Below are 18,921 nucleotides of genomic sequence, written 5' to 3' on the forward strand. Positions count from 1 at the left end.
ATGACTCGAGACGACGTGTTGCGGTGGGTCCCCACGACACCCCTCCACTCCGCGACGCGAGCCGGGGGTTCCATCACCCGGAGGTGCTCGCGACGCCGCATGGGTGAGGTCGGGGTGAATCATGCCTGCGTTACACGCGCCACCCGATCCAGCGAACATGCGACCGTGTGCGCATGCGTGACGACGCTCCGGACCGGGAGGTGGCGCACGCGGCGGAGCTCGTCGCGCGCGCCCGGCGCGTGACCGTGCTCAGCGGCGCGGGGGTGTCCACGGACTCCGGCATCCCCGACTTCCGCGGGCCGCAGGGCGTGTGGACGCGCAACCCCGCGGCCGAGCGCCTCTCGTCGCTCCAGGCCTACGTCTCCGACCCGGAGGTGCGGCGCGAGGCCTGGCGGCAGCGCGCGACCCACCCCGTCTGGACCGCGCGCCCCGGCCCCGCGCACGCCGCGCTGGTCGACCTCGAGCGCTCGGGGCGGCTGCTCGCGCTGCTCACCCAGAACATCGACGAGCTGCACCAGGCCGCCGGGTCGTCGCCCGAGCTCGTCGTCGAGCTGCACGGGACGATGCACCACACGGAGTGCCTGTCCTGCGGTGCCCGCGCCCCGATGGCCGAGACGCTGGCCCGCGTCGCCGCCGGCGAGGACGACCCGCCGTGCCTGCACTGCGGCGGTGTCCTGAAATCGGCGACCATCTCCTTCGGCCAGGAGCTCGACGTCGGCGTGCTGATGCGGGCCCGGCGGGCCGCGGTCGACACCGACGTCCTGCTCGCCGTCGGGACGTCGCTGGGCGTGCACCCGGCGGCCGGCGTCGTCGACCTCGCCGCGGCCGCCGGCGCCGCGGTGGTCATCGTCAACGCCGAGCCGACGCCGTACGACGACGTCGCCACGGTGGTGCTGCGCGGCGGGGTCGGCGAGATCCTCCCGCGGCTGGTGCCCGGCCCGTCCGAGTGAGCCTCAGCGCGAGAAGTCGGACAGCACGCGTTCCAGGGGCGCGGGTTGGACGGCGACGTCGCCGAGGAACGGCTGGTCGATCGCGATCGCCACGAAGAGCAGCACGCCGATCGTCGCCGCGAGGCTGCCCGTCATGAACAGGTGCAGGGACGTGCTGCGCAGCCCGAAGATCATCCCGAAGCCGATCGTGACCACGCCGCCGAGGACCAGCGCGACCCACAGGACGCCGGGGAGCCCCTGCCCGACGAAGTCGAGGCGTTGCGAGCGGAACGAGAGGACGTCGGCGAACCGGTCGGCCTCGACGGCGACGTACGCCTGCTGGATGGCCGTGTCGGCCGGCAGCGTGGCGAGGTGCTCCGCGGTGCGGTCGAGTACCGCCGCGACCGCCGGCGAGCCGGGCTCGCCACGACCCATCGCCGGCCACTCGTACGTCACCACGGCCGCGGCGTAGTCGCGCACGTCGCCCTGGACGCGCTCGCGGACCTCCGGGGGGAAGGCGACGGTCTCGCGGTAGAGCCCGCGCAGCGCGCTCGCCTCCTGCCCGACGACATTCGACGCCTGGCTGAACTGCTGCCACGTGACGACGACGACGAACGCCAGGAGCACGGCGTAGATGACGCCGACGATCGCGATGAGGTAGCCCGCGACGTCGTTGTGCTCGCCCTCGGCGAGGTGCGGCCACTGCCGGCGGACAAGCACCTGGAGCCCGGTGACCAGCAGCGGGACCACGATCACGAACAGGACGAACAGCAACCAGATCGGCAGCATGGTCATCGGGGGCCCGGGTCCGTGGCGGACACGCGCGGGAGCCTAGTGGGATCGACCCCCATGGTGGCGCGCGCGGAACCACAGGCGCACGATCAGGCCATGACCTCTGTCGACCTCGCCCAGGTGCCGCAGCGTCTCGCCACCGGTGCCTTCATCCTCAACTCCGGCCTCCAGAAGTGGTCCGGCGACGAGGAGACCGCGGCCGGGCTGCACGGCTTCGCGTCCGGCACCTACCCGTTCCTCAAGGACATGGACCCGCCCACGTTCCTCAAGGCCCTCGCCGTGGGCGAGATGGCCGTGGGCGCCACGCTCCTCGCGCCGTTCGTCCCCGGCCGCCTCGCCGGCGCCGCGCTGACCGGCTTCTCCGCGGGGATGCTCGGGCTCTACCTGCGGACGCCGGGCATGCACGACGGGCGCCTGCGCCCCACCCAGCAGGGCACGCCCATCGCCAAGGACATCTGGATGATGGGCATCGGCGCCGCACTGCTGCTCGGCAACGGGCAGCGACGCGCGGAGAAGAAGGCGACGAAGAACGCCGAGAAGGCGGTGCGTAAGGCCGAGAAGCGCGCGGCGCAGGCGGAGGCGAAGGTGGAGAAGAAGGCGGCGCAGCTCGCGCGGGACTGACCCGCAGGACGCGGCGTCGAACGGGCCACGAACGGGGTTGGACCGACCCGGATCGGTGACCCCACCGGTATGGCGGTGGATGTCGGGAGCACGGGCACGGACGAGATCGACCACGGGCTGTTCGGGCCGTCGTCGGTGACGTGGCGGGTCCAGCTGGAGCCCGTGCTCTGGGTGGCGGGGATGCGGGCGCTGCTGCTGCAGTCGCTGCACCCCCGGGTCATGCGCGGGACGTTCCAGAACTCCGCGCTGTTCGACCCGAAGAAGGCCTGGCCGCGGTTCCAGCGCACGGTCGGCTTCGTCGGCACCCGCACCTTCGGCACCCACGACGACGTCGAGGCCGCCGGGGCGCGGGTGCGGCGGATGCACGCGACCCTGAAGGGCCGCGCCCCGGACGGCACGTCGTTCGCGCTCGACGACCCCGAGAACCTGCTCTGGGTGCACAACGCCGAGATCGACTCGTACGTCGACGTCGCCCGCCGGGCCGGGGTGGTCGACGACGCCGAGGCCGACACCTACGTCGCGGAGAGCGTGCGCGCGGCCGAGGTGGTGGGCCTCGACCCCGCGATCGTGCCGGCGTCGCGGGCCGAACTCGCCGCCTACTTCGACCGCGTGCGCCCCGAGCTGGCGCTCACCGACGAGGCGCGGCGCGGTGTGGGCGGCCTGCTCACCCCGCAGCCGAGCGCGCCGACGGGGGTCGCCCTGGCCCTCTCGTCGATCGCCGCGGTGTCCTTCACGACCCTGCCCCGGTGGGCGCGCCGGATGTACGGCCTGCCGGGCCTGCCGACGACCGACCTCGGCGTCACCCTCGCCCTCAAGGCGCTCCGGACGGCGTCGGACCTGCTCCCCGACATCCCCGCCCCGCCCGAGATCGCCCGGGCCCGGCGCCTGGTGCGCGAGGCCCGCGCGGCGGGGTGACGCGGCACCTCTGGTGTCAGCGGCGTGGCGTCGCAGACACTGGACGTCCGTAACGCCACGCGCTCGATCGCGCCGCGCTCGATCCGACGAGGAGAACCAGGTGCCCCTGACCGAGGCGTACATCGTCGACGCCGTCCGCACACCGGTCGGGACGCGCAAGGGCGCGCTCGCCGACGTGCACCCCGCCGACCTGGGCGCGCACGCGTTGAAGGCCCTCGTGGAGCGCACGGGCATCGACCCGGGCGCCGTCGACGACGTCCTCATGGGCTGCGTGAGCCAGCTGGGCCCGCAGGCCGGGGTCATCGGGCGCACCGCGTGGCTATCGGCCGGCTTCCCCGAGCACGTGCCCGGGACGACGATCAACCGTGCCTGCGGGTCGTCCCAGCAGGCGCTGCACTTCGCCGCGCAGGCCGTGCTCTCGGGCACACAGGACATGGTGATCGCGGCGGGCGTCGAGAACATGGCCATCGTCCCGATCGACGCCAACGCCTCCGTACTCGAGCGCATGGGCACCCGGCGCGAGGGCGCGGGCTGGATCGAGCGTTACGGCGAGCAGGAGATCAGCCAGTTCCGCGGGGCGCAGCTGATCGCCGAGAAGTGGGACATCGGCCGGGAGCGCATGGAGGAGTTCGCGGTCGAGAGTCACCGCCGCGCCGCCAGCGCCACCGACGAGGGCCGCTTCACCTCGCAGATCGCGGCGCTCGAGGGGCTCGACCGCGACGAGGGCATCCGCCCCGACGCGAACGTCGAGAAGATGTCCACGCTGCCGCCGCTGCGCGAGGGCTACGCCCTGACCGCCGCCGTCTCCAGCCAGGTCTCGGTCGGTGCCGCCGCGCTGCTCGTCGCGTCCGAGGACGCCGTGCGCACCCACGGACTCACGCCGGTCGCGAAGGTGACGACGCTGTCGGTGGTGGGCGAGGACCCGGTGCTCATGCTCACCGGCCCCATCCCGGCGACGCGGGACGCGCTGCGCCGTGCCGGGCTGACGATCGACGACATCGACCTCGTCGAGTGCAACGAGGCGTTCGCGTCCGTCGTGCTCGCCTGGGCGCACGAGACCGGCGCGGACCTCGCGCGCACCAACGTCAACGGCGGCGCCATCGCGATGGGCCACCCGCTCGGCGCGACGGGCGCGATCCTCGCGACCAAGCTGATCCACGAGCTGCGGCGCACCGGCGGCAGGCGCGGTCTGCAGACGATGTGCGAGGGCGGCGGCCAGTCCAACGCGACGATCATCGAGACGGTCTAGTGGAGCTGCGTGATCGCACGGCCGTCGTCACCGGGGCCGGCGGGGGGATCGGGCGGGCGCTGGTCGCCGCTCTCGCCGAGGCCGGCGCCCGCGTGGTGGCCACCGACCGCGACGCCCCGGAGGTCGAGGGTGCGGCGGTGACGCGTGCGCTCGACGTCACCGACGCCGACGCGACCGCCGCGTTGCTGGACGAGGTCGGGCCGGTCGACGTCTACCTCGCCAATGCGGGCGTCGGTGCCGGCACGGACCCCGTCGAGACCCCCGACGCCGTCTGGGACACGGTGCTCGACGTCAACCTGCGCGCCCACATCACCGCCGCGAAGCTGCTGCTTCCCGGGTGGCTGGAGCGCGGCGAGGGCTACTTCGTCTCGACGGCGTCGGCGGCGGGGCTGCTGACCCAGATCGGCTCGGCACCCTACGCGGTGAGCAAGCACGCGGCGGTGGCGTTCGCCGAGTGGCTCTCGGTCACGTACGGCGCGCGCGGTGTCCGCGTCAGCACCGTCTGCCCCATGGGCGTGGCGACGCCGATGCTCGAGGCCGACCCGGACGGCATGGGCGCGCTGGCGACGGGGACGGTGAAGGCGGCGGGCGAGGTGCTCACGCCCGAGGCCGTCGCCGCGGCCGTCGTCGAGGGGATCGGGCGCGAGGAGTTCCTCGTCCTGCCGCATCCCGAGGTGCTCACGTACTTCCGGCGCAAGGGCGAGGACTACGAGCGCTGGCTCGCCGGGATGCGCCGGCTGCAGTCGGCGATCGGCGGCGGTTAGTCGGGGAGCCCCTCCACGATCCGGATCTCCCGCTCCGCGCCGTCGCCCAGGGCGCGCAGGGCCTCCTGGTAGGCGGGGGAGTGGTACGCGGCCACCGCGGCGTCGGCGTCCGGGAACGCGATGAGCGTGGTGCGCTGCACCGTCCCGGCGCCCTCGAAGACGGCGGCCGCGGGGCCGCGCGCCAGGAAGCGCCCGCCGGCCTGCGTGATCGCGGGCCCGGCGAGGGCGGCGTAGGCCGCGACCTTCTCCTGGTCGTGCACGGTGGTGAAGTAGTTGATCCAGTAGGCGGTCACGGGGTCTCCTCAGGGGTGGGCAGGGCGAGGGCGGCGGCGAGACGACGACGGGCGGCGGGGGTGCCGGTGACCTCGAGGTCCCCGGAAGCGGCGAGCTCCACCGCCCGCCGGGGGTCGCGGAGGGCGGCGAGCAGGACGCCCGGGTCGCCGCGCAGCACGACGTCGGGCGCGGCGTCGGGGTCGTCGACGGCTCCGGAGGGCCCGAGGCGAAGCTGCGCGACACCGCGGGCGCTCTCGCAGCGCAGGACGACGTCCTCGTCGAGCGCGTCGGGGCGCATCAGCAGCCGGACGGCGAGCGCGAGCCACCCCGGCCGGAACGCCAGGCCGTCGGAGTCGGCGGGGAGCCGGGTGACCCCGAAGCGGGCCAGCGCCGCGATCACCGGCTCGAGCTCGCGGCCCGCCGCGGTCAGCCGGTAGGTGCGTGCCCGCCCGTCCTGACCGGCCTGCTCCACCTGCTCGACGAGCCCGTCGTCCTCGAGCCGGCGAAGGCGGTCGGCGAGCATGTTCGTGGCGATGCCCGGCAGGTCGCGGGCGAGCGCCCCGTGGCGTCGCGGCCCGGCGAGGAGCTCGCGGACCACCAGCAGCGTCCACCGGTCGCCGACGGTGTCGAGCGCGGTCGCGATCGCGCAGAACTGGTCGTACCGGCCGGCCATGGACAGGAGCCTAGGAACGCAGTCCCACCGGGCCCGCCACCGGGAGCCGCCCCAGGACGTGGAGGTGCACGGCGATCGACAGCGGCACGAGCGTGGTGGGGATCAGCGCGAGCGGGAGCGCCGTGAGCGCCACGGACGTCGTCGGGCCGCCCGCGAGCACGCCGAGCGGCCCCGGTGCCGACAGGAACCCGGTGCCCACCGCGACGACGAGGTCGACGATGCCGAGCACGTGGAACGCGCGGACCCCGCGGAGGTCGCCCCGACGGAGCCGGCGGGCGATCACGGGCGCGGCGAGCCCGATCGCGATGTCGCCCAGCCCGGCGGGCAGCGCGAACGCCGGCGGCAGCGTGCCGACCAGCCACAGCACGACGAACACGCCGCCGACGACGCGGAACGTCTGCCCGGCGGTGAGGGCGACGAGGTCGACGCCGCTGCCGAGTCGTCGCAGGCCGAGCCACGTGAGCGCCACGGCGACGACGATCGTCGGGCCGATCCACGGCACGTCCTCGACGAACGCCCCGCCCACGGCGAGCGCGCCCGTGAGTGCCACCCAGGCCGCGAGGGCGGCGGCGGCGAGCGGGCGGGCCGCGCGGGGCAGGGCCGCGACGAACGTGCCGAGCAGGCCGAACACGCCGGCGAGGACGACGACCCAGGCCCAGACGGGCACGACGGTCAGGGGAACGAGGTCCACGATGTCTCCTCAGCTCACGGCGTAGACGCGGTAGCGGATGCCGGTCAGCGCGATGTCGCACCAGGCGACGGTCGCGAGACCGTTGAGGTACGTGTGGGCCGGGGACGCGGTCTCGAAGAGCGGGTGGGTCCGCAGGTAGGCCTCGTCGGCGGTGACCCGTTCACCGGCGAGGAACCGCGCGGTGTGCTCGCCGAGCACGGCCCGCCCGGTGACCGAGAGCCCGATGTGGTCGCCCAGGTCGGTCCGCAGGACCGCGCGGACGTCGATCCGGCCGATGCCGTCGTCGCCGACCGAGAGCCAGTCCGCACTACCCGGCAGCACGTCGCCGGCGAGGCCGGGACCCTCGAACCGGCCGGACCGGGCGGCCAGCAGCATCCGCTGGCCACGGGGCGTGGCGAAATGGGGCACCGCCTCGAAGGTGATGTCCATGTCGAGCAGGTGCCGAAGGGGCACGGTCACATCGGGAGGCATGGGGCGACCGTAGACAGAGTCGCTTGAAAAAAACAACTGAACTAGCCGTGCTTTGCCCGTCGCCCGAGGAGCGGGACGATCCCGGTCATGGCCGACACCCGTGCGCTGGCCCGCGAGGAGCGGGCGGAGTTCGCCGCGTTCCTCGCGACCCTCACGCCCGAGCAGTGGGACGCCCCGACGCTGTGCACCGCGTGGCGGGTCCGCGACGTCGTCGCGCACGTCATCGGGTACGACCTCGAAGGCATGACCGGGTTCGCGAGGACCCTCGTGCGCTCCGGCTTCTCTCCGGACGGGGCGAACCAGCGCGTGGTCGAGGACCTGCGCGACCTCGATCCCCGCGGGCTGCTCGACCTCGTGCGCCGGTACGAGACGCCGGCGGGGCTGCCCGCGCGGTTCGGGAACCGGATCGCCCTCACGGACGGGGCGATCCACCAGCAGGACATCCGCCGCCCGCTCGGCCTACCGCGCGAGATCCCGCCGGAGCGGCTGCGGGCGGTCCTCGACTTCGCGATGGTCGCCGTGCCGATCCGGGCGTTCGTGCGGACCCGCGGCCTGCGTCTCGTCGCGACCGACCTCGACTGGTCGTCGGGGCGTGGCACCGAGGTCCACGGTCCCGCCGAGGCACTGCTGATGGCGGCCTCGGGGCGCCCCGATGCGCTCGACGAGCTCGAGGGGCCGGGTCTCGGCGTCCTCGCGGGGCGCTGTCGACCGGGACGAGGCTGACCGGTTACCGAACGTGACATCGGGTGTCGGTGCGGATGCAGCTTTGTGATCTGCAACGATGCACCCGGTGGCCCGGCGCCGCGTGGTTCGCACTCCGTCGTCGCCGGGCCGCCCTCACTCTTCGGAGTGAACGTCTTCGAATTCTCTAACGCGTTGTGTGATCGAGTCGATCCGTCAGTTGCGAACCACGCAAGCTTGGTTGCCCTCAGGGCAACCCTGACCGACGGAGTCGATGTGACCTCACGTCTCGACCAGTCCCCGCCGCACGCCCAGCCGGCCCCGGAGCCGAAGAAGCCGAAGGCCGGCCGCATCCTCGCGGTCCTCGCCGGGCTCTTCGCCGCCTACTTCATCGGCCTCGCCATGGGTACGTCGAACTCGACGGTGCAGGCCCAGCCGGTGGCCCAGCCTGCGCCGATCGTCACTACCCGCACGGTCACCGTGCCCGGGCCGACCGTCACCGTCCCCGGCCCCACCGTGACCGTCCCGGGCCCGACGGTCACCGTGCAGGCCTCGCCGCCCGCCTCCAGTAGCGCAACGACGCCTGCCGCCGGCACGAGCTTCTCGGCCGGGACCTACGAGGTCGGCACAGAGATCCAGCCCGGCAATTACCGCACGAGCGGGTCCGACTGGTGCTACTGGGAGCGCCTGACGTCCAACGACGGCGAGTTCGACTCGATCATCGCCAACGGCAACGAGGACGGCCCGAGTTCCGTGAGCATCAAGTCGAGCGATGCCTACGTGAAGTTCAGCGGGAACTGCACCTGGACGAAGCGCTGACCGACGCCTCGTGCGTGATCTTCTGAGCAATAGCTCAGAAGATCACGCACGAGGCCGTTCTAGGCTCGCCTCATGGACGTCCGCCTCTGGTTCGACCCGGTCTGCCCGTTCTGCTGGATGACCAGCAAGTGGCTGCGTCTGGCGGCCACCCAGCGCGACCTCGCCATCGAGTGGCGCTTCATCTCGCTGCGGCTGCTCAACGCCGGCGTCGACTACGACGCGCAGTTCCCGCCGGAGTACGAGGCCGGGCACACGGCGGGGCTGCGGATGCTGCGGGTCGCGGCGCGGGTGCGCAAGGAGCACGGCGCGGAGGCTCTCGACCGCCTGCAGGAGGCGTTCGGCCACCACGTCTTCGAGCAGGAGCCGGTGCCCGACACCGCGAACGCGCGCGAGCGTCAGGGCTCCGAGGCGTTCGTCGCGGCGGTGCTGGCCACCGCCGGCCTGCCGACCACGCTCACCGAGGCCCTCGAGGACAGCACGTGGGACGAGGTCGTGCAGGCCGAGACCGACGAGGCCCTGGCGCTGACCGGGCGCGACGTCGGGACGCCGATCATCCAGGTCGACCCGCCCGACGGGCTGGCGTTCTTCGGGCCGGTGATCAGTCGGATGCCCACCGAGGAGCAGGCGGGCGAGCTGTGGGACCACGCCGTCGGACTGGCCCGCTTCCCCGGCTTCGCCGAGCTCAAGCGCAGCCTGCGCGAGCAGCCGCAGCTGCCGTCGTTCGGCGTCTCCACCGACCAGGTCGGCATCACCGAGGACTGGCACGGCGGGAGCCGACGCCAGCACCGGTGAGACGCGAGGGCTCCGCCACGTGAGTGATTCGGGTCGCCGGGACGACCCAGAGCACTCACGTGGCCGGAGGCCATCAGCTCAGTACACCGACAGCTGGTAGTCGCCGCGCCCCTCGTCCCAGTCCATCGTCACGAGGTCGCGGGCGCGCGCGGCGCGGGCGAAGGACAGGAAGCCGTTGAACCCGTAGCGCTTCTCGGAGAAGCCGGGGTCGCGCTTGCGCATCTGGTCCTTGAGACCGGAGAGCTGGGGCGGCGCGCCCGCGGAGGCCTCCAGGTCGCGGACGGTGGTGGCGAACAGGGCGAACGCCTCGTCCTCGGCCGAGGTGTCCTCGGGGAACGACACCTCGGGGTCGCCGGCGGCGGTGCCTGGCGCGAGCGCGAGCACGCCCCGGCCCTCGAGGTGGCGCAGGAGCTCGCCGAAGCCGCGGAATCCCTGGTCGCCCTCGTCGAACGTGGGGTCCTTGCGGAGGATCGCGCGCTTGAGGGTCGACGCGCGGACGGGCCCGTCGGTGGCCCGCGCGAGGCCGGCGAGCGTGCTGGTCACGACCGCGGTGACGTCGGTGTCGGACCCGCCGGCCGTGGTCTCCTCGGCCGCCGGGGCCGCGACCGGCTCCGGCTCGACGGGCACCGGCTCGGCGGCGAGGGTGGCCGTCGCCGCGGCCGGACGTCGCCGCGAGGTCTTCGGGGGGACCGGACGGCCCTCGACCCCGGGCAGGCGGTCGTAGAACAGGAACTCGTCGCACGCGGCGGGGAGCAGCTTCGAGGTCGAGGACTGCACGCCGATGCCGATGACGCGCTTGTCCATCTCGCGCAGCTTGTGCATCAGCGGCGTGAAGTCGGAGTCGCCGGTGCCGATGGCGAACGTCGTGACGAACTCGCGCTCGTAGGCGAGCTCGATCGCGTCGACGGCCATCTTGATGTCGGCGGCGTTCTTGCGGGAGCCGCCGATGCGCTGTGGGATCTCGATGAGCTCGACCTGCGCGCGGGCCAGCAGCCGGCGGTCCTCGTCGAACGACGACCAGTCCGCGTACGCCCGCCGCGTCACCACACGACCGCGCTCGGCCAGCGCGTCGGCGACCGGCCCGAAGTCGAACGGGCTCACGCCGAGCCCGTCGCGGGCGCCGATGGCCAGGTTCTCGTAGTCGAGGAACAGGGCGATGCGTTCGTCCTCCGGGGCCATCGGGGCAGCCTAGGCCGCGGTCCCGGGACGGACGCGTGGGCTCCGCCGTGCGGCCCCACCTCGATGACGATCCCGTTGCAGACCTTGCGTGCTCGGATAGTACGTGCTCGGATTGAGCTGGAGGTGGTCGACCGATGGACCAGAACCTGTTCAACGACATCTGCCTGCAGCAGCTCAAGCTCTCCGGGGTGCACGAGGGCGAGACCGTCGCCGTGCTGACCCGGGGCGCGGAGCGCGGGGAGTACGCCGACGCGTTCCTGTGGGCGGCGCAGCAGCTCGGGGCGGCGACCTTCCACCTGCGGCTGCCCCCGCCGGCGAGCGCGTCGGGCGCGTGGGCGGTCGGCGACTCCGGTCTGGGGGACATCCCGCTGGCGGTGGAGGCGCTGAAGTCGGTCGACATGCTCGTCGACTGCACCTTCCTGCTCTTCAGCCCCGAGCAGTTCGCGATCCAGGACGCGGGCACCCGCATCCTGACCGCGGTCGAGCCGCCGGAGCTGCTGGCCCGGTTGATGCCGACCACCGAGCTGCGCGAGCGCGTCGAGTACGGCGCGGACCTGCTGGCCAAGGCCTCGACGATGCGGATCACGAGCCCGGCCGGCACCGACGTCACCTACCGGCTCGGGGTCTACCCGACGATGAGCGAGTACGGCTACACCGACACCCCCGGCCGCTGGGACCACTGGCCGGCGGCGTTCGTGTTCACCGGCGGCGCCGACGACGGTGTCGACGGTCAGATCGTGCTCTCGCCCGGCGATGTGCTGCTGCCGTTCAACACCTACGTGCAGACCCCGGTGACGCTGACGATCGAGCAGGGCTTCATCCGCGACATCCGCAGCCAAGATGGGGGTGTCAGCCTCGACGCGGACCTGTTGAGCTCCTACATCCAGAGCTTCGACGACCCGCGGGGCTACGGCATGTCCCACGTCGGCTGGGGTCTCGACGAGCGCGCGCACTGGCACGGGCTCACGCAGTTCGGTGGCGGCATGGGCATGGAGCTGCGCAGCTTCTACGGCAACGTCATGTTCTCGATCGGCCCGAACAACGAGCTCGGCGGTCCGAACGACACCCCGTGCCACTTCGACATCCCAATGCGCGGCAACAGCCTCTACCTGGACGACGAGCTGATCGTGGACAAGGGTGGGCTGACGATTCCGGAGATGCGTCCCGCGGGGGTCCGATGACCGACCACCACATCGGCATGATCGTCCCGAGCTCCAACCTGACGATGGAGACCGAGCTGCCGCGGATGCTGGCGGCGCGGGAGCAGGCGATCCCGGAGGACCGGTTCGTCTTCCACGCCGCGCGGGCGCGCATGCAGCACGTGACCCCGGAGCAGCTCCAGGCGATGAACGCCCAGGCGGTCCGCGCGGCCACCGAGCTCGCGGACGCCCGCCCCGACGTCGTCGCCACCGCCTGTCTCGTGGCGATCATGGCCCAGGGGCCGGGGTTCCACTGCACGGCGGAGGACGACATCACCGGCGCCCTGCGCGCCGAGGGCTCCGACGCCCCGGTGATCTCGTCGGCGGGCGCCCTGCTCTCGGGGCTCGCGGCGCTCGACGCGCGGCGGGTGGCGATCGTGACCCCGTACATGAAGCCGCTGACCGCCGCCGTGGTGGCGTACCTGGAGGACGCCGGCATCGAGGTCGTCGACTCCCTGTCGCTCGAGGTGCCCGACAACCTCGCCGTCGCGCGCCTCGACCCGGCCGACCTGCGGGAGCACTACAAGAAGCTCGACCTGACGGGTGCCGACGCGCTCGTGCTCTCGTGCTGCGTGCAGATGCCCTCGCTGCCCGTGGTCCAGGCCGTGCAGGACGAGGTCGGCATCCCGGTGCTCTCCGCGGCCACGGCGACGACGTTCCGGATCCTCTCCGAGCTCGGCCTCTCCACCCACGTCCCCGGCGCGGGCGCGCTGCTCTCCGGCAGCGTCCGCGATCCGGGGGCCGTCACGCGCGTGGCCTGATCACGAGGGGCACGTTCCGCAGGACCGACCGGCGTCGGAGCCTGCGGAACGTGCCCGTCGTGTCAGAGCAGCGAGTGCAGCGCGCCGCGCACGGTGGTGCGGGCGGCGGCGGGCTCGTCCCAGAAGACCATGTGGCCGGTGCCGGGGACCTCGACGACCGACGCCTCCGGGTTCGCCTTCGCGGCCTCCTCGGCGCCGGCGGCGGTGACGACCGGGCTGTCGCCGCCGTGGATCAGCACGGTCGGCGCGGGTACCGCGGGCCAGACGGCGAAGAAGTCGTCGGACTCGAAGCCCGCGTGCGTGGCGACGATCGCGTCGCGCGAGATCGAGCCCATCCAGCGCGCGCGCAGCTCCTGCTCGCGGCGGGGCCAGCGGGGCCAGGACGCGGCGACCTCGTCGGCGTCCGTGCCGCGGCGGGCCTGGTCGAGCTGGCCGAGGAAGGCCTCGAGCGTGGTGGGGTACGGCCCGCGCCCCGGGCCGCTCATCGGCGGGTCGACGAGCACCGTCGCGCGCAGGTCGAGGCGGGTGGCGGCGACGGCGGTGATCCGCGCGCCCATGGAGTGCCCGAGCACGAGCGGGCGGCCCAGCTCGAGGGCGTCGATCACCGCGGCGACGTCGCCGGCGTAGGTGTCGAGGTCCCAGGCGTCCCCGCTGTCGGACAGACCGCGACCGCGGACGTCGAGGACGAGCGGCCGCACCAGGTCGATGAGCTCGCGGGCGACGAAGTCCATGGCGATCGCGGGGCTCGTGATGCCGGGGACGATCACCAGGGGGACGCCGTCGGCGGGGCCGTAGTCGAGGACGTGCAGGCGCACGTCCCCCGACCGCACCCAGCGGCTCACCGCCGGGACGTCGGCGAGGTCGGCCAGGGCCGGCTGGGTGAGGACGCGGGCGTCGGGGGACTCGAGGGTCAACGGTCGGCCTTCCGGAAGGGGTCGTCGAGGTAGGACACGGCGTCGTCCAGTGTGACGACGTCGGCGTACTTCGCCTGGAGATCGAACAGGGCGGCGTCGTGCGGGCCGCGGGCGCGATCGCCGCACGCGTCGGCCACCACGAGCGTGTCGAACCCGCTCTGCACGGCGTCGACGGCGGTGGCGCGCACGCAGCCGGAGGTGGTGGCGCCGCAGACGACGGCGGTGTCGATGCGCAGGCCAGCGAGCAGCGCGGCGAGCGAGGAGCCGTGGAACGCCGAGGCGCCCTTCTTGAGGATCCGGTGGTCGTCGGGGGCGAGGCCGAGACGCTCGTCGAGGGCGACGGCGTCGGTGCCCTCCCGGAGCGCGCCGACGCCCGGGGCCTTGCGCAGCCAGGCGACGGCGTCGCCGTCGGCCTCGGCGGCGGTGAACGAGACGGCGGTGGCGATCACCGGGACGTCGCGCCGGTGGGCGACCTCGATGAGCTGGGCGGCCGCGGCGACCTCGGCGGTCAGGTCGGCGCCCAGCGGGAAGCCGGGCTCGGTGAAGCCGCGGGTGAGGTCGACGACCACCAGGGCGGGACGGGGTCCGCGGGGGACCGTGGCCCCGAAGCCGGCGCGGTCGTAGACGTCGTCGGTGGCCCGGCCGTGCAGACCCTCAGCGTCGGGCATGGCGTCGCAGCTCCTCGATCAGCATCTTCTGTCCGCGCAGGCGGCCGAGCAGGTAGCCCTGGAACAGGCCCACCCCGAGGGCGCCCGCCAGCGCGGCCCAGCGCCCGGTGCCCGGGGGCAGGAGCATCGCGAGGCCGTCGAGTGCCTCCTCGCGAGCGGGACCGGGTGCCGACGAAGCGGATTCACGCGCACCCAGTGCAAGCGAGGACGCAGGGCTTGCACCGGAGGTGCCCGATCCCTCCTGCAGCTCGCCGGCGAGGTTGCGGGCGAACTGGTCGAGCAGGCGGCTGGAGACGGTGGTGATCGCGCCCTTGCCGAACTGGGCGATCTTGCCGCGCACCAGGAGGTCGGTGTGCAGGTCGAGGGTCGAGCCGCCGGGGGCCTCGAGCACCGACAGGACGACGTCGGCCTCCGCGTCGCCCGCGCCGTGGGCGTCGGACGCGCGGGCCGACAGGCGCAGGGTCCGCTGGTCGGGGGAGACGTCGGTGAAGCGCAGGGTGCCGGCGTAGGCGGCGCTGATCGGGCCGACCTTGACCTTCACGCGGCCCGTGTACGCCTCGCCGTCACGGCCCTCCAGCGTCGCGCCCGGCAGGCACCCGGCGACGCGCTCGACGTCGCCCAGCAGCGCGAACACCGCGTCCGGGTCGGCGGGCACGTCGAGCTTGTTCTCGAGGATCACGGAGCAGCCTCCCGGCGGGCGCACGCCGTCGCGTGCACCGCATCGACGATGGTCTGGTAGCCGGTGCAGCGGCACAGGTTCGCCGACAGCCCCTCGCGGATCTCCTCGCGGGAGGCGTCCGGCTGCTCGGCCAGCACCCCCTCGGCCAGCATGAGGAAGCCGGGCGTGCAGAAGCCGCACTGCAGCCCGTGGTGGTCCGAGAACGCCTGCTGGAGGTCGGAGAGCTCACCGTGGTCCGCGAGCGACTCCACGGTGCGCACCGACGACCCCTCCGCCTGGACGGCGAAGACGAGGCACGCGCGGACCGGGGCGTCGTCGAGCAGCACGGTGCACGCCCCGCACACCCCGTGCTCGCAGCCGACGTGGGTGCCGGTGAGGAGCAGGTCGTGGCGCAGGACGTCGGCGAGCGTGCGTCGGGGCTCGACGACGACCTCGTGCTCCTCGTCGTTGACCGTGAGCGCCAGCAGGTGCGGATCCCTCACAGCTCGCCCTCCAGTGCGGCCAGCACGGTGCTGGGGTGGATCGGGGTGGTGTCGAGCTCGACGCCGGTGTGGCGCAGCGCGTCGTTGACGGCGTTGAGCACCGCGGCCGGCGCGCCGATCGTGCCGCCCTCGCCGGCGCCCTTCGCGCCGTTGGCGGTGAACGCGCACGGCGTCTCGAGGTGCTGGATCGAGACGTCGGGGATCTCCGTGGCCGTCGGCACCAGGTAGTCGATGAACGAGGCCGCCGACGGCTCGCCGTGGCCGTCGTAGGTGACCTCCTCGAACAGCGCGCCGGCGATGCCCTGCGCGATCCCGCCGCGGCACTGCCCGTCGACGACCTTCGGGTTGATCACGACCCCGCAGTCCTCCACGCAGACGTAGCGCAGGATCCGGATCTCGCCGGTGCCCGGGTCGGCCTCGACGACGACGGCGTGGGTGGCGTTGGAGAACGTCCCGTCGCCGGGGACGTCGAAGCTCGCCGTCGCGGTGAGCGCGGGCTCGACGTCCTTCGGCAGCAGGTGCGAGCGCAGGTGGGCGACGTCGGCGATGTCCTCGAACGGCAGCCGGCGCGCCGGGTCGTCGAGCTGGACCACCCCGCCGTCCCCGTCCAGCGCGACGTTGTCCGGGCGGGTCTCCAGCAGGTGCGCGGCGATCCGGCACAGCAGCTCGCCGAGCCGCTCCGAGGCCAGTGCGACCGCGGAACCACCGATCGTCACCGAGCGCGAGGCGAACGTGCCCCAGCCGTAGGCGATGCGCTCGGTGTCGCCCTGGCGCAGCTTCACGCGCGCGACGTCGAGCCCGAGCCGGTCGGCGACGATCTGCGCGAACGTCGTCTCGTGGGACTGCCCGTGGTTCATCGTGCCGCTGGTGACGACCACCGAGCCGGTGGTGTCCATGCGGATCTCGGAGAGGTCGAACCCGGGGACGACGGTCATCTTGCGCTTCGCGAAGGCCTCGGACCCGTAGCCGGTGCGCTCGGAGAAGCAGCAGAAGCCGATCCCGAGGTGCCGGTCCCCCTGTCGATCGGCCTCCTCCCGCGCCTCGTACCAGCCCTCGTCGCGGATCGTCGCCTCGGCGAGGTCGAGCGACTCGAGATAGGTGCCGGGGTCGTAGGTGACCCCGTTGACGCCCGTGTACGGGAACTCCGTGATGACGTTGCGACGGCGGACCTCGACCGGGTCCAGGCCCAGCTCGCGCGCTGCGCGCTCCATCACGCGCTCGATCGCCATGACGTACTGCGGGCGGCTCACCCCACGGTAGGGCGCAGTGGGGGCCTTGTTGCTGGTGATCGCGCGGCCCCGGACCCGGTACGCCGGCACCCGGTACACGCTGGGCATCTCCGCCGAGGCCATCAGCGGCTCGATGCCCGCGGTGAAGGGGTAGCAGGAGTAGGCGCCCATGTCGCAGACGACGTCGACGTCGAGCGCGGTGATCCGCCCGTCGGCGTCGAACGCCGCGCGCGTCCGGTACCGCTGCTCGCGCGCCAGGAACCCGGCGGTGAGCGCCTCGCGCCGGTCCTCGATCCACTTCACGGGACGGTCGAGACGCTGCGCGGCGGCCGCGACGGCGATCTCCTCGCGCCCGACGACGCACTTCTGCCCGAACCCGCCGCCCATGTCCGGCACGGTCACCCGCACCGTCCGCTCCGCGATCCGCAGCGAGCGCGCGAGCATCGTGCGGACCTGGTGGGGCACCTGCGAGCAGGTCTGCACGAGCAGCTGGTCGTCCCGCGCGTCCCACGACGCGACGACGCCCCGGGTCTCCAGCGGCAGCGCGTTCTGCCGGCCGCTGCGGGTGGTGACGTCGACCGTGAGGGCGGCGTCCGCGAACGCCTCGTCCACCCCCGGGGTGTCGAACATCGAGACGTCGAGCAGCACGTTGTCGGGGGCCTCCTCGTGCACCGCGGGCGCACCGGGGGCGAGCGCCGTCTCCTCGGAGACGACGGCGTCGAGCGCGTCGTAGGAGACGCGGGCGGCCTCGATGCCGTCCTCCACGGCGTACGGGTCGTGGGCGACGACGAGCGCCAGCGGCTCGCCGACGAAGCGCACCTTGCCGCGGGCGAGGATCGGCATCGCGGTGGGCGTGAACTCCTCGGGGGGCCGGTCGAGGACGGCGACGATGTCGCCGAGCGCCAGGTCCGCGGCGTCGTAGGCCGCGACGACGCCGTGGACCTCGCGGGTCGCGGTGAGGTCCAGCTCCGTGATCGCGGCGTGCGCGACCGTGGCGCGCACGAAGCCCGCGTGCAGCATCCCGGACAGCGCGATGTCGTCGACGAAGCGGCCGCGCCCGGTGAGCAGGCGCGGGTCCTCGTGCCGGGGGATCGACGCGCCGACCCAGCGGCCCCGGCGGCCGTCGAAGCGGGGCTCGGTGGCGGGCCGTTCCCCGCGCTCGGGCTGGTCGGGGTCGACGTCGGGCGGGACGCCGGGCAGGTCGGTCGTGGTCATCGGGGGCCTCCCGCGGCCTGGGCGCAGGCGTCGGCGACGAGCGTGCGGGTGAGCCGGCGGCGGTAGGCGGCGGTGACCTGCGGGTCGTTGGGCGGGTCGATCGCGGCGGCCGCGGCGTCGGCGACGGCGGCGAACAGCTCCGGGCCCGGCGCGCCGCCGGCCGCGAGGACCGCCTCGGCCTCCGGCACCCGCACCGGCGCGGGCGCCACGCCGCCGAGGACCACGCGCCCGCCGCTGACCTGCTCGGGTGTCACGTCTCCGTCGAGGTCCAGCGCGACCGCCGCGTCCACGATCGCGAAGTCCCCGTGCCGACGGGCGAACTCGCTGAGCGCGGCGTGCGGGGCGGGCCGGGTGAACCGCACCTCGACGACGACCTCGTCGGGCTCGACCGCCGTCGCGTAGAAGCCGTGGAAGAGCTCGTCGGCGGGGATCTCGCGCCGCCCCGACGGGCCCTCGGTGACGACCACCGCGTCGAGCAGCAGCGCGAGCAGGCACCACTCGGCGGTGGCGTCGCCGTGCACGAGGCTGCCGGCGACCGTGCCCCGGCTGCGGATCGGCAGGTGCCCGACCCAGCGCATGGCCCGCGCGAGCACGGCGAAGCCGTCCGGGAGCGTCGCGGTCTCCACGGCGTGGTGGGTGACGAGCGCGCCGAGGGTCAGGGTCCCCGCCTCCGCGTCGAGGGCGGTCATCGACGGCATCCGGCGCAGCGGGCCGAGGTCGACCAGCGCGGACGGGCGCGCGAGGCGGAAGTTCATCATCGGCATGAGGCTCTGCCCGCCGGCGATGAGCTTCGGGTCCTCGCCCGCCGCGGCGAGGTCGGTGAGCAGCCCGACGGCGTCGGTGACGTCGTGCGCGCGGTGGTAGGTGAACGCGGCGGGCTTCACGTCGCGGGCCTCCTGTCCGGGTGTGGGCTGCCGAGTGTGGG

At 73.7% G+C, this 18,921-nt stretch carries 22 protein-coding genes; 10 read left to right on the top strand and 12 right to left on the bottom strand.

What is annotated here, in order from left to right:
* Positions 1–173: 173 nt before the first annotated feature.
* Positions 174–950 (top strand): SIR2 family NAD-dependent protein deacylase, encoded by a 777-nt coding sequence (locus tag PH191_RS01945; protein WP_274192949.1) that lies wholly within the window; start codon positions 174–176, stop codon positions 948–950.
* 3 nt (positions 951–953) lie between these two features.
* On the opposite strand, the gene PH191_RS01950 is transcribed toward PH191_RS01945, so the two are convergent.
* Positions 954–1,724: a bestrophin-like domain gene (locus PH191_RS01950; protein WP_274192950.1), complete on the bottom strand. Its 771-nt coding sequence runs from the start codon at positions 1,722–1,724 to the stop codon at positions 954–956.
* Between the two features lie 93 nt (positions 1,725–1,817).
* Between PH191_RS01950 and PH191_RS01955 the strand changes: the two genes are divergently transcribed.
* From PH191_RS01955 to PH191_RS01970, 4 genes are all read left to right on the top strand, one after another.
* Positions 1,818–2,342, top strand: a complete 525-nt coding sequence (locus PH191_RS01955; RefSeq protein ID WP_274192951.1) for a hypothetical protein — start codon at positions 1,818–1,820, stop codon at positions 2,340–2,342.
* Positions 2,343–2,411: 69 nt separating this feature from the next.
* Complete coding sequence (locus PH191_RS01960; RefSeq protein ID WP_274192952.1) at positions 2,412–3,257, top strand: oxygenase MpaB family protein; 846 nt, start codon at positions 2,412–2,414, stop codon at positions 3,255–3,257.
* 106 nt (positions 3,258–3,363) lie between these two features.
* The gene (locus tag PH191_RS01965) at positions 3,364–4,506 is read left to right on the top strand and encodes an acetyl-CoA C-acetyltransferase (RefSeq protein ID WP_274193652.1); all 1,143 of its coding nucleotides are present in this window, start codon (positions 3,364–3,366) and stop codon (positions 4,504–4,506) included.
* Complete coding sequence (locus PH191_RS01970) at positions 4,506–5,270, top strand: SDR family oxidoreductase (RefSeq protein ID WP_274192953.1); 765 nt, start codon at positions 4,506–4,508, stop codon at positions 5,268–5,270. The genes PH191_RS01965 and PH191_RS01970 overlap by 1 nt, the downstream gene beginning before the upstream one ends.
* Here the strand turns inward: PH191_RS01970 and PH191_RS01975 are convergent.
* Genes PH191_RS01975 through PH191_RS01990 form a run of 4 tightly spaced genes read right to left on the bottom strand, consistent with a single transcriptional unit; the run spans position 5,267 to position 7,378 of the window.
* The gene (locus tag PH191_RS01975; protein WP_274192954.1) at positions 5,267–5,563 is read right to left on the bottom strand and encodes a DUF1330 domain-containing protein; all 297 of its coding nucleotides are present in this window, start codon (positions 5,561–5,563) and stop codon (positions 5,267–5,269) included. The genes PH191_RS01970 and PH191_RS01975 overlap by 4 nt on opposite strands.
* Entirely contained in the window at positions 5,560–6,216 is a 657-nt protein-coding gene (locus tag PH191_RS01980) for a winged helix-turn-helix transcriptional regulator (RefSeq protein ID WP_274192955.1), read from the bottom strand. The genes PH191_RS01975 and PH191_RS01980 overlap by 4 nt, the downstream gene beginning before the upstream one ends.
* 10 nt (positions 6,217–6,226) lie before the next feature.
* Positions 6,227–6,907, bottom strand: coding sequence for a hypothetical protein (locus PH191_RS01985; RefSeq protein ID WP_274192956.1), 681 nt, complete (start codon positions 6,905–6,907; stop codon positions 6,227–6,229).
* A 9-nt stretch (positions 6,908–6,916) separates the two neighbouring features.
* Entirely contained in the window at positions 6,917–7,378 is a 462-nt protein-coding gene (locus PH191_RS01990; protein ID WP_274192957.1) for a DUF3237 domain-containing protein, read from the bottom strand.
* A gap of 87 nt (positions 7,379–7,465) precedes the next feature.
* On the opposite strand from PH191_RS01990, the gene PH191_RS01995 reads away from it, so the two are divergent.
* The 3 genes from PH191_RS01995 to PH191_RS02005 all read left to right on the top strand — a co-directional run bounded on the left by PH191_RS01995 (position 7,466) and on the right by PH191_RS02005 (position 9,670).
* Positions 7,466–8,101: a maleylpyruvate isomerase family mycothiol-dependent enzyme gene (locus tag PH191_RS01995; RefSeq protein WP_274192958.1), complete on the top strand. Its 636-nt coding sequence runs from the start codon at positions 7,466–7,468 to the stop codon at positions 8,099–8,101.
* A 126-nt stretch (positions 8,102–8,227) separates the two neighbouring features.
* Positions 8,228–8,878, top strand: coding sequence for a superantigen-like protein SSL4 (locus PH191_RS02000; protein ID WP_274192959.1), 651 nt, complete (start codon positions 8,228–8,230; stop codon positions 8,876–8,878).
* 72 nt (positions 8,879–8,950) lie between these two features.
* Complete coding sequence (locus PH191_RS02005; protein WP_274192960.1) at positions 8,951–9,670, top strand: DsbA family protein; 720 nt, start codon at positions 8,951–8,953, stop codon at positions 9,668–9,670.
* Positions 9,671–9,748: 78 nt separating this feature from the next.
* On the opposite strand, the gene PH191_RS02010 is transcribed toward PH191_RS02005, so the two are convergent.
* Entirely contained in the window at positions 9,749–10,849 is a 1,101-nt protein-coding gene (locus tag PH191_RS02010; protein ID WP_274192961.1) for an NYN domain-containing protein, read from the bottom strand.
* Between the two features lie 134 nt (positions 10,850–10,983).
* On the opposite strand from PH191_RS02010, the gene PH191_RS02015 reads away from it, so the two are divergent.
* Together PH191_RS02015 and PH191_RS02020 are read left to right on the top strand one after the other, a co-directional pair.
* Positions 10,984–12,030: a 2,5-dihydroxypyridine 5,6-dioxygenase NicX family protein gene (locus PH191_RS02015; protein ID WP_274192962.1), complete on the top strand. Its 1,047-nt coding sequence runs from the start codon at positions 10,984–10,986 to the stop codon at positions 12,028–12,030.
* Positions 12,027–12,809 carry a maleate cis-trans isomerase family protein gene (locus PH191_RS02020; RefSeq protein WP_274192963.1) on the top strand — a complete coding sequence of 261 codons (783 nt, stop codon included), beginning with the start codon at positions 12,027–12,029 and terminating at the stop codon, positions 12,807–12,809. Before PH191_RS02015 ends, PH191_RS02020 begins: the two co-directional genes overlap by 4 nt.
* Positions 12,810–12,871: 62 nt before the next feature.
* On the opposite strand, the gene PH191_RS02025 is transcribed toward PH191_RS02020, so the two are convergent.
* From PH191_RS02025 to PH191_RS02050, 6 genes are read right to left on the bottom strand one after another with little or no spacing between them, the layout of a single operon-like run.
* A complete protein-coding gene (locus tag PH191_RS02025) occupies positions 12,872–13,723 on the bottom strand; it encodes an alpha/beta fold hydrolase (protein ID WP_274192964.1) in 852 nt (283 codons plus the stop codon).
* Entirely contained in the window at positions 13,720–14,391 is a 672-nt protein-coding gene (locus PH191_RS02030) for an isochorismatase family protein (RefSeq protein ID WP_274192965.1), read from the bottom strand. Before PH191_RS02030 ends, PH191_RS02025 begins: the two co-directional genes overlap by 4 nt.
* Complete coding sequence (locus PH191_RS02035; RefSeq protein ID WP_274192966.1) at positions 14,378–15,070, bottom strand: SRPBCC family protein; 693 nt, start codon at positions 15,068–15,070, stop codon at positions 14,378–14,380. Before PH191_RS02035 ends, PH191_RS02030 begins: the two co-directional genes overlap by 14 nt.
* Positions 15,067–15,552 carry a (2Fe-2S)-binding protein gene (locus PH191_RS02040; protein WP_274192967.1) on the bottom strand — a complete coding sequence of 162 codons (486 nt, stop codon included), beginning with the start codon at positions 15,550–15,552 and terminating at the stop codon, positions 15,067–15,069. Before PH191_RS02040 ends, PH191_RS02035 begins: the two co-directional genes overlap by 4 nt.
* Positions 15,549–17,996 carry a xanthine dehydrogenase family protein molybdopterin-binding subunit gene (locus PH191_RS02045; RefSeq protein WP_274192968.1) on the bottom strand — a complete coding sequence of 816 codons (2,448 nt, stop codon included), beginning with the start codon at positions 17,994–17,996 and terminating at the stop codon, positions 15,549–15,551. Before PH191_RS02045 ends, PH191_RS02040 begins: the two co-directional genes overlap by 4 nt.
* Positions 17,993–18,880: an FAD binding domain-containing protein gene (locus PH191_RS02050; protein ID WP_274192969.1), complete on the bottom strand. Its 888-nt coding sequence runs from the start codon at positions 18,878–18,880 to the stop codon at positions 17,993–17,995. The genes PH191_RS02045 and PH191_RS02050 overlap by 4 nt, the downstream gene beginning before the upstream one ends.
* Between the last annotated feature and the right edge of the window lie 41 nt (positions 18,881–18,921).

Origin of the sequence: Actinomycetospora callitridis (assembly GCF_028737265.1) — a bacterium.
Lineage (GTDB): Bacteria > Actinomycetota > Actinomycetes > Mycobacteriales > Pseudonocardiaceae > Actinomycetospora > Actinomycetospora callitridis.

Bases quoted from the DNA above. Each gene is read 5' to 3' on its own strand.
- PH191_RS01945 (WP_274192949.1), top strand. From the start codon at position 174: ATGCGTGACGACGCTCCGGACCGGGAGGTGGCGCACGCGGCGGAGCTC.
- PH191_RS01950 (WP_274192950.1), bottom strand. From the start codon at position 1,724: ATGACCATGCTGCCGATCTGGTTGCTGTTCGTCCTGTTCGTGATCGTG.
- PH191_RS01955 (WP_274192951.1), top strand. From the start codon at position 1,818: ATGACCTCTGTCGACCTCGCCCAGGTGCCGCAGCGTCTCGCCACCGGT.
- PH191_RS01960 (WP_274192952.1), top strand. From the start codon at position 2,412: ATGGCGGTGGATGTCGGGAGCACGGGCACGGACGAGATCGACCACGGG.
- PH191_RS01980 (WP_274192955.1), bottom strand. From the start codon at position 6,216: ATGGCCGGCCGGTACGACCAGTTCTGCGCGATCGCGACCGCGCTCGAC.
- PH191_RS01990 (WP_274192957.1), bottom strand. From the start codon at position 7,378: ATGCCTCCCGATGTGACCGTGCCCCTTCGGCACCTGCTCGACATGGAC.
- PH191_RS01995 (WP_274192958.1), top strand. From the start codon at position 7,466: ATGGCCGACACCCGTGCGCTGGCCCGCGAGGAGCGGGCGGAGTTCGCC.
- PH191_RS02005 (WP_274192960.1), top strand. From the start codon at position 8,951: ATGGACGTCCGCCTCTGGTTCGACCCGGTCTGCCCGTTCTGCTGGATG.
- PH191_RS02010 (WP_274192961.1), bottom strand. From the start codon at position 10,849: ATGGCCCCGGAGGACGAACGCATCGCCCTGTTCCTCGACTACGAGAAC.
- PH191_RS02015 (WP_274192962.1), top strand. From the start codon at position 10,984: ATGGACCAGAACCTGTTCAACGACATCTGCCTGCAGCAGCTCAAGCTC.
- PH191_RS02020 (WP_274192963.1), top strand. From the start codon at position 12,027: ATGACCGACCACCACATCGGCATGATCGTCCCGAGCTCCAACCTGACG.
- PH191_RS02030 (WP_274192965.1), bottom strand. From the start codon at position 14,391: ATGCCCGACGCTGAGGGTCTGCACGGCCGGGCCACCGACGACGTCTAC.
- PH191_RS02045 (WP_274192968.1), bottom strand. From the start codon at position 17,996: ATGACCACGACCGACCTGCCCGGCGTCCCGCCCGACGTCGACCCCGAC.